This is a genomic window from Aeromonas sp. HMWF014, assembly GCF_963878295.1.
Lineage (GTDB): Bacteria > Pseudomonadota > Gammaproteobacteria > Enterobacterales > Aeromonadaceae > Aeromonas > Aeromonas popoffii.
In genome coordinates this window covers 1-8,467 of sequence record NZ_CAWNYS010000215.1, presented here as the reverse complement: position 1 = coordinate 8,467, position 8,467 = coordinate 1, and the positions used below count along the sequence as shown (strand labels likewise).

Genomic DNA, 8,467 nt, shown 5'->3' with positions numbered 1-8,467 from the left:
GAGTTGGGCTGTTCGCTCGCCCGCAGCGGCCTGACAGTTGTGGTTTATGGTATGCAGAACAAGCAGTTACCCAAGGCCCCCCCGATCTCTCCTTTTTCAGCCGTCGAACGTGGCAGGCGGCTGTGGCATCCGTCACAAAACAGGCGAGAAAAGGGATAAATGGCTTGCACATCGACAACAAGGCCACTTTGTCGCCCCCATGCCCGCATTTGAAGCTCCCGCGCTGACGCCAGCGGCTGGTGATCGCACGCCATGGCCCCTGTTTATGCCCCCTGCAACAATCTTATCTCTTCCTTATTCAGCAACCGTGAGCTGCTCAGAGAGACGTTCACTCTCTGTATGACACTCTGCTTTTTCACAAAAAACACATTAAAATCATAAAGATAAATTTAAATTAAGGGATGGCGGCACAGTACGCTTGCTTGTGCCAAGGCGCAGGCCAGGTTGGCAAGCACTTGCGGGGGGTAAGCGTGCCCACGCTGGCGCAGCAGCGACGGTAACGAGAGGCGGTGATATGCACGCGATTTTTTATTGAGGGTTTTGGCGTCTGGCTGGCTGCTGGCGGGGCTGGATTGTCGTTAGCGCAGGCTGCGGCTATCCCACCGCTTACTCTGCACATACACAGTGGCCTGTGCTCTGGTCATATCACGCTGGTCATATCGCTCTGATCATATAAAGGGTGAATACCGTGTTGGCCAGCAGGGACAGGATATGATGGCGGGCACCCCGGCTATCAGGGATGGCTTTTTATCATGCCAATGAGCATGCAATACGGACGGGATCATGCAACAGGCAAAGGGGGATAAAGAGACGGGCGTCTATTTTTTTCATGCCCCCCGTGAACGGTGACTTAACATGTGATAACGACATACTCGATATAGCTATTGTTATAATGCATACAAATAGGCATTAATAACAAGCTGGTATGTTCCTGCTGCTACCCTTTGCGAGCGAGCCGCACGCACGACGTAGCGCCAATCACTTTTTGGCTCAGGGGCCGATAGCACGAACGCATTTATCGCGTTATCCACTAAAAATGTTTGCCCCGCATCAGGATTAAAGAAGGAGACTGTTAATGTATTATTTTGGTCTTCCAACGAAGTGATGATATGGCTATTCGTCTTATCTGGTGTTCCCGACGCCCAGGCTAACGCTATCGATGTTTCTTTAGGTATCGTCTGCACATACCCCAGAGCGACGGGTGTTCCTTCATTTAACTGGCCAGCAAGCAAGCCCCGCTCTGGCACCAAAGTGTGGCTGACACTTTGCGGATCTGAAATAATGATATCGGCGGTAGCCAAGGTCGGCACACTTAAGTACTCGGCTTGAGATTCGAAGGCCAGCGCCATCATAGCAATAACGGCCATTTTCATATATTTCATATCGCTCCCTAACGCCAAGGTTGAGCAAAGCAGGCTGCTTTTTTCAGGAAAACCTATCCTATGGAAAATTATAGCTACTCGCCCCCATTTTCATCACCCATTATTGTCATTAGCAACCATATTCATTATTAAAAATAACAAACCGTTGTAAAATCTAACCATAATCGGGACAGGCGTCAAGAACATGGCCTGCTTGTGTCCTCCCCCTCACAGTGGGACAGCTAAACACCAGAGTCAGGTCTGGATTGTCAGCAGCCAGGCGGTCCATCCCACCTTGCCCTTATGGCACGGCGCATGCCGCCGCGGTAACCGCCGCGCCTGACTCAACAAAGGGTATAAGGTAGCCCGTTGCCCGTTCTGCCCGCTGGGCACAGGCTCCGATCAGCAGTATTGCCCCGCCACCCAACCCGATGACCAGGCCCACTGGAAGTTGTAGCCACCGAGCCAGCCGGTCACGTCCACCACCTCGCCGATAAAGTAGAGACCGGGCACCTTGCGCGCCGCCATGGTCTTGGAAGAGAGCTCGTTGGTATCCACGCCCCCCAGCGTCACCTCGGCAGTGCGATAGCCTTCGGTGCCGTTCGGCAGGATCTGCCAATCCCCCAGCAGGGTGGCGATGGCCTCCAGCTCCCGCTCGTTGTACTGACGCATGGGCTTGTTATTCAGCTGGCCCAGCTCCACCAGCTTGTCGACAAAGCGCTTGGGCAGCTCGCGTCCCAGCACTGTCTTCAGCTCCTGCGCAGGATGGGCCTGCGCCCATGCCTTGAGGGCCGCCGCAATATCCAGCTCGGGCAACAGGTTGAGGTGGATCTTCTCCCCCGCCAGCCAAAACGAGGAGATTTGCAGTATGGCGGGGCCGGAGAGGCCACGGTGGGTGAACAGCATGGCCTCCTTGAAGCGGGTGCCATCTTCGGCGGTCACGGCCACCGGCAGGCTGACCCCGGCCAGATCGGCAAAGGCCTCCTTGTCGGCCTGATGGAGGGTAAAAGGCACCAGACCGGCGCGAGTGGGCAGCACAGCAAGGCCGAATTGCTCCGCCAGCTTGAAGCCATACGGGGTGGCACCGAGCTTGGGCATGGAGAGGCCGCCCGTGGCCACCACCAGCGAGTGGCAGCTTATCTCCCCCTGGCTCGTCGCGAGCACAAAGCCGGTATCGGACTTGCTGACGCTCAGGATCTCGGTCTGGAACTGCAGGGTCACCCCGGCCCAGTCGCACTCGGTGAGCAGCACGTCGACTATCTCCCTGGCGCTCTCGTCACAGAACAGCTGGCCCAGCGTCTTCTCGTGGTAGTTGACCCCGTGCCGGTCCACCAGATCGATGAAATCCTGCTGGGTATAACGCGCCAACGCCGACTTGCAAAAGTGGGGATTGCCCGAGAGGAAGGCGTGGGGCCCGGTCTGATGGTTGGTGAAGTTGCAACGACCCCCCCCGCTGATAAGGATCTTGCGGCCCGGCTTCTTGGCGTTGTCGAGCAACAGCACGGAGCGGCCCCGATAGCCGGCCTGCGCCGCACACATCAAACCGGCCGCACCGGCCCCGATCACCACCACATCAACCTGCTTCATCATCACTCACTCATCCAAAGAAAAACGGCCCCGTTATACGAAAGACCGTCATTGTACCCAGCAGAAGCCGCCGCAGCGGTTTCATGGCAGCATCAATAGAAAACGGCCCCGTTATACGAAAGACCGTCATTGTACCCAGCAGAAGCCACCGCTGTGGTTTCATGGCAGCATCAATAGAAAACGGCCCCGATACGAGGGGCCGTTATTGTACTGGCTGAACACTAAGTGTCCACGACTATCAGGCGTTGCCATCCATGACGCTGGCAGGGGCGCCCTTGGCCAGCTCGGCCAGCTCCTTGTCGATGAAGTAGAGACCCTTGCCATCCTCACCCACCAGCGACAGACGGTCGACGATGCTCTTGAACAGCTTCTCCTCTTCATGCTGTTCGGCCACGTACCACTGCAGGAAGTTGAAGGTGGAGTAGTCCTGGGTAGTGAACGCCACATGGGCCAGGCCGTTGATGCACTTGGTGATGTGGTACTCGTGCTCCAGGGTGGTGCGGAAGATGTCACCCAGCGAGTTGAACTCGTGGGGAGGCGCACCTATGGCGCCCAGCATCGGCATGGCACCGGTCTCGCTCACGTAGGTGAACAGGCGCTCCATGTGCTGACGCTCCTCGACCGCGTGCTTACGCAGGAAGGTGGCGGCCCCTTCGAAACCCTTGTCCTCGCACCAGGCGCTCATCTGCAGGTAGAGATTGGAGGAATAGAATTCAAGATTAATCTGCTCGTTCAACTTCTCGATCATGGCTTTGGCCAACATGATGATTCTCCACTGTGATTTGGTCACGATTGTCGCCACTGTTTCATCACGAATCAACCAGATACGACAGCCCAGGCGCTCAGTTGTGACAGCTCGCACCTCATCCTGCCCCCCATACGGTTATAGAGAAGCAAAGAAACATGGTGTAGGTGGATTCAGCCATTATGATGGCCCCAGTGGTCGGGGAAAGGATTCAATGAGATTCATAATGGCACTGGCACTGCTCTGGATAACCCAGTTGCAGGCCACTCCCTCCTTGCAGGAAGAGGCTGAATGGCAGGCGGTGCGCGATCCCGTCGGCTATCTGCGGCGCCTTGATGCCCACCCACAGCAGGATATGGAGGAACCGGATAAGGCTCTCGCCCTGTTGACCCAGCGCAAGCCAGCCGTCACCGACCACCAGATGCCGGACTCCGGGTGGCATACCCTGAACGGGCTCGCCCTCTATCGCACCGGGCACGTCAGTGTCAGCAGCAAAGCGCTGCAAGCCAGATTGCTGGCCGATCAGGGGCGTTATCCCGAGGCCTATCAAGCGCTGATCGACTACATGCACGATTACAAGCAGCACTTCAACCAGACCCCGAGCCAGCATGCCGCCGCCTTCCAGGCCGAGATGGATCTGGCCCGCAGCGAGGCCAGCAACCGTGCACTGCAACAGGAGAACGAACGCCAGCGCAAGCAACTGCTGCATCAACAGAGTGCCCGCAACTACCAGCTGGTGCTGGTCGGCCTGCTGGCCAGCGCCCTGCTGCTGCTGGGGATCACCACCCACAGGCTGCACCGCAGTTCACGCCACCTCTACAAGCTCGCTACCTTCGATCAGCTGACCGATCTGCCCAACCGTCGTGCGCTGCTGGAACGGCTGGCCACCCGGTGGCAGCAGGAGGGCCCGCTCACCCTGCTCATCATCGACATAGATCACTTCAAGCAGATCAACGACCGCCATGGTCATCAGGCAGGGGACAGGGCGATCCAGCTGCTGGCGCGGGAGCTGAGATCCTGGGCACCCGACCTGCAACTGGTCGGGCGTTGGGGAGGCGAGGAGTTTCTGGTGGCGGTGCCGCTGCCGGCGGAGGATTGCTGGCATCTGGCCGAGCAGCTGCGCCAGCGGATTGCCCTGCTAGACAACCCCCGCATGACCATCAGCACAGGGGTTGCCGGGCGCTCACCGGCCGACGAGAGGCTGGGCCAGCTTATTCACCGGGCCGACATGGCCATGTATCAGGCCAAGCGCCAGGGCCGCAACCAGACCATATTGGCGGCGATCCCTTCAGCGCAGGATGAACTGGCCAGCAGCGTGGCCTGAATCAACGGGAGAGATGGATCAAGGGCCCAATCTGGATCATGGCACCAGCTCGGTCAGCGAGGCCAGATCCACCGGTGCCCCGTAATCCACGCCCGGCAGCTCGAAACCATTGAGCTGCATGAAATCCTGCCGCAGCCCGGCGAAATCCCCCAGGGCATGGAAATTCTCCGGCGTCACCTTGGACCAGAGGGTTGAGACGGCGGCCTGAATGGCCGGGTCCAGCTCGTGGTCATCCATCCGGATCAGCCGGTTGCCATCGGCCACCACCCCATTGGGCCCGTACATCTTGGCGGCAAACAGCCGCTGCATCTGCTCGATGCAGCCTTCATGCACGCCACGCTCCTTCATCACCCCCATCAACAGCCCCAGATAGACGGGCAACACAGGAATGTAGGCGCTCGCCTTGGTCACCAGCGCCTTGCAGACCGACACCCAGGCGTGACCACCGATCTCGGCTAGCTGCAGGTTGATGGTCTCGGCGGTGGCGTGCAGATGCTCCTTGGCATAGCCGATGGTGCCATCCCGATAGAGGGGATAGGTGGATTCGGGGCCGATATAGGAGTAGGCCACGGTCCGGGCGCCGGCAGCAAGGCAACCCGCCTGCTGCAACGCCTTCATCCAGAGCAGCCAATCATCCCCGCCCATCACGGTGACGGTATCGCGGATCTCCTCCGGGGTGGCAGGCGCCAGGGATTGCTGCACCAGGGTATCCTGCTCCAGATCCAGCCCCCAACCGCTGAACGGCTGGCCGGTGGTCTTGAGCACGGAGCGCACCTGAGTGCCATCCGGCAGCACCCGAATGCCGCTCGCCAGCGAGTAGATCACCAGATCCACCTGCCCCAGCTGCTGGCATATGGTGTCGATGGCCTGCTGGCGCATGAGATCCGAGAAGGCATCACCGATCAGGTTGATGGCAATGCGTCCCTCCTGCTCCGCCGCCTTGCGAAACCAGATGTTGTTGTACCAGCCCGCGCTGCCGAGCCCCTTGTCAGATGGGCCCCGCTCGAACGAAACGCCGACGGTATCGGCACCGGCGCCGAAGGTGAGCGCGATGCGCGAGGCCAGCCCGAAACCGGAGGAGGCCCCCAGCACCAGCACCCGCTTGGGCCCGTTGAACCGGCCCGCCGCCCTGACGCTGGCAATCTGTTGCAACACGGCGGCGCGGCAGCCGATGGGGTGACAGTTGCGGGCAACGCAACCCTGGATCTGCGGGTGAATGATCATCAAGGGCTCTCCAAAGGAACTGGCTACAGCATAACCAAGCAGCCACGGATTACCTTGATGTCGGGCGGGATATCGGCAGGAAGGGAGCAGAAAAACAAGAGGGAGCGCGAGGCTCCCCAAAGCGGTATTCAGATGCTTTTTGTTGTTTTGTGTTCATTGCGAAGCACGGGCACATCCTATGCCCGTCACCCCTTGCGGGCAAGCCGACGGGTGTGACCTGCTTCAAACTCCTGTTCGATATATAGACGATTTTTCGTCTACGACTGAAAGAGAGCCCCATAAGAAACTCTTCTAAATCCCGAAACTGTGCCGCATACACCATTTTAGTTTCATCAGACATTGGTATAGTGGACTCAGGATCAGTGAGGAGAACTCCCATGAATGGAACCTATTACCAACACATACTGGCCGCGATCGACCTGTCGGAAGACAACCGCAAGGTGATCGACAAGGCGGTGGACAGAGCCCGATCCAACGGCGCCAAGCTGTCGGTTATCCATGTCGATGTGGACCTCAAGGATCTCTACACCGAGATGATCGATATCGACATCGACAACGTGCAGGATCAGGTGATCGCCGAAGCGAAAGAGAAGCTGGAGGCATTTCTGGCCTCGGTGGACTACCCCATCGAGAAGAAGCTGGTGATCTGCGGCGATCTGAGCGAGCGGGTCAATCAGGCGGTCAAGGAGTACGAGATCGACCTGCTGGTGTGCGGCCATCGCCAGAGTTTCTGGAGTCTGCTCACCTCCAGCGCCCGTCAGCTGATGAATACAGTGCCGTGCGATCTGCTGGTCGTCCCCTTGCAGAAGTAATGAAACCGGCGTAGTTTGATTTGCTATGAACATGACCGCATTCAATCACAACTACTGGTGGTGCTGCTCCTAAACAGGCGGCACCGCGTTTCTATTCTAGATTTCCCAAAGAAAACACCGTGACCGCCGAGAGGCGGTCAACTGTTTTTATCCCTTTGTCGCCTCCCGGCTCACCCAACTGGAGAGAGTGACATGCACAACCCCGTTATCCTGACTGGCGATCGTCCCACCGGCAAACTGCACATCGGCCACTATGTCGGTTCCCTGCGCCAGCGCGTCGAAGCCCAGCACCACTTCCGTCAATTCGTGATGATCGCCGACTTGCAGGCGCTGACCGACAACGGCCACAACCCGGCCAAGGTGACCGACAACGTGCTGGAGGTGATGGCCGACTATCTGGCGGTCGGCCTCGACCCGGCCAAGACCACCTTCTGTTTGCAGAGCGCCCTGCCCGCCCTCGCCGAACTCACCTGCTACTACCTCAATCTGGTCAGCGTCTCCCGGCTGGAGCGCAATCCCACCGTCAAGGCGGAGATCCAGCAGAAGGGGTTCGAGCGCACGCTGCCGGCCGGTTTCCTGGTCTATCCGGTCAGTCAGGCTGCCGACATCACCGCCTTTCGTGCCAGCCACGTGCCGGTAGGGGAAGATCAACTGCCGATGCTGGAGCAGACCAACGAGATCGTGCGCCGCTTCAACACGTTAGTTGGCAAAGAGGTGCTGACCGAGTGCCAGCCGATCCTGAGCGACACCGGCCGCCTGCCCGGCATCGACGGCAAGGCCAAGATGTCCAAATCCCTCGGCAACACCATCGAACTCGGCATGTCGGCGGAAGAGGTCAAACAGGCAGTGTTCGCCATGTATACCGACCCCAACCACCTCAAGGTGAGCGATCCGGGTCAGGTGGAGGGGAATACGGTGTTCGCCTATCTGGATGCCTTCCACCCCGACAAGGCGCTGGTGGCCGAGATGAAGGCGCACTACCAGCGCGGCGGACTGGGCGACATGCGCTGTAAACAGGTACTCAACGACTGCCTGCAGACCCTGCTCGCACCGATGCGGGAGCGCCGTGCCGCAGCCATCGCCGACAAGAAGATGCTGCTGGCACTGCTCTATCAGGGCACCGAGCAGGCCCGCGTCATCACAGATGAGGTGTTGGCGGAGGTGAAAAACGCCATGGGGCTGGACTACTTCGCCAGCATCCGCTGAGCAGGCGTACCGAGCGCATCCTCGCCGTAAAGGTCGAACACCAGCTGGTGCAACAGGCTCTTGAACCAGCCGATCGCCTCATCGTGGGCGGTGAGCGGGTGCCCTGCCATCAGGTAGATGATGGGGATGGCGGGGTCGAGCTGGTGCATCCGCAACGGATAGTAACGGCAGAAGTGGCGCCCGATCATTTCGGGCACCACCACCAGAT

Annotated in this window: 7 protein-coding genes and 1 pseudogene; 3 read left to right on the top strand and 5 right to left on the bottom strand. The window is 59.0% G+C overall.

The features are described 5' to 3' along the window. Window positions 1-887 precede the first annotated feature (887 nt). The 3 genes from AAC083_RS08615 to ftnA all read right to left on the bottom strand — a co-directional run bounded on the left by AAC083_RS08615 (window position 888) and on the right by ftnA (window position 3,711). Window positions 888-1,382, bottom strand: coding sequence for a hypothetical protein (locus AAC083_RS08615; RefSeq protein ID WP_108536329.1), 495 nt, complete (start codon window positions 1,380-1,382; stop codon window positions 888-890). Window positions 1,383-1,763: 381 nt separating this feature from the next. Further along, the gene (locus AAC083_RS08610; RefSeq protein ID WP_181364691.1) at window positions 1,764-2,948 is read right to left on the bottom strand and encodes an NAD(P)/FAD-dependent oxidoreductase; all 1,185 of its coding nucleotides are present in this window, start codon (window positions 2,946-2,948) and stop codon (window positions 1,764-1,766) included. 238 nt (window positions 2,949-3,186) lie between these two features. Next, entirely contained in the window at window positions 3,187-3,711 is a 525-nt protein-coding gene (gene ftnA, locus AAC083_RS08605) for a non-heme ferritin (protein ID WP_042035624.1), read from the bottom strand. Between the two features lie 196 nt (window positions 3,712-3,907). Here ftnA and AAC083_RS08600 point away from each other — a divergent pair, with 196 nt between their 5' ends. Continuing rightward, entirely contained in the window at window positions 3,908-5,017 is a 1,110-nt protein-coding gene (locus tag AAC083_RS08600) for a diguanylate cyclase domain-containing protein (RefSeq protein WP_441296518.1), read from the top strand. Window positions 5,018-5,053: 36 nt separating this feature from the next. On the opposite strand, the gene fabV is transcribed toward AAC083_RS08600, so the two are convergent. Then, window positions 5,054-6,241 carry an enoyl-ACP reductase FabV gene (fabV, locus tag AAC083_RS08595; RefSeq protein WP_108536325.1) on the bottom strand — a complete coding sequence of 396 codons (1,188 nt, stop codon included), beginning with the start codon at window positions 6,239-6,241 and terminating at the stop codon, window positions 5,054-5,056. A gap of 377 nt (window positions 6,242-6,618) precedes the next feature. Here fabV and AAC083_RS08590 point away from each other — a divergent pair, with 377 nt between their 5' ends. Then, window positions 6,619-7,053 (top strand): universal stress protein, encoded by a 435-nt coding sequence (locus tag AAC083_RS08590; protein ID WP_042035619.1) that lies wholly within the window; start codon window positions 6,619-6,621, stop codon window positions 7,051-7,053. Window positions 7,054-7,245: 192 nt separating this feature from the next. Continuing rightward, complete coding sequence (trpS, locus tag AAC083_RS08585) at window positions 7,246-8,259, top strand: tryptophan--tRNA ligase (protein WP_108536324.1); 1,014 nt, start codon at window positions 7,246-7,248, stop codon at window positions 8,257-8,259. On the opposite strand, the pseudogene AAC083_RS08580 reads toward trpS, so the two are convergent. Continuing rightward, window positions 8,238-8,467: pseudogene (locus AAC083_RS08580) on the bottom strand (LysR family transcriptional regulator); the annotation flags it as partial. The gene trpS and the pseudogene AAC083_RS08580 overlap by 22 nt on opposite strands.

Coding starts and splice junctions, on each gene's coding strand:
- AAC083_RS08615 (WP_108536329.1), bottom strand. CDS start 1,382: ATGAAATATATGAAAATGGCCGTTATTGCTATGATGGCGCTGGCCTTC.
- AAC083_RS08610 (WP_181364691.1), bottom strand. CDS start 2,948: ATGAAGCAGGTTGATGTGGTGGTGATCGGGGCCGGTGCGGCCGGTTTG.
- ftnA (WP_042035624.1), bottom strand. CDS start 3,711: ATGTTGGCCAAAGCCATGATCGAGAAGTTGAACGAGCAGATTAATCTT.
- AAC083_RS08600 (WP_441296518.1), top strand. CDS start 3,908: ATGAGATTCATAATGGCACTGGCACTGCTCTGGATAACCCAGTTGCAG.
- fabV (WP_108536325.1), bottom strand. CDS start 6,241: ATGATCATTCACCCGCAGATCCAGGGTTGCGTTGCCCGCAACTGTCAC.
- AAC083_RS08590 (WP_042035619.1), top strand. CDS start 6,619: ATGAATGGAACCTATTACCAACACATACTGGCCGCGATCGACCTGTCG.
- trpS (WP_108536324.1), top strand. CDS start 7,246: ATGCACAACCCCGTTATCCTGACTGGCGATCGTCCCACCGGCAAACTG.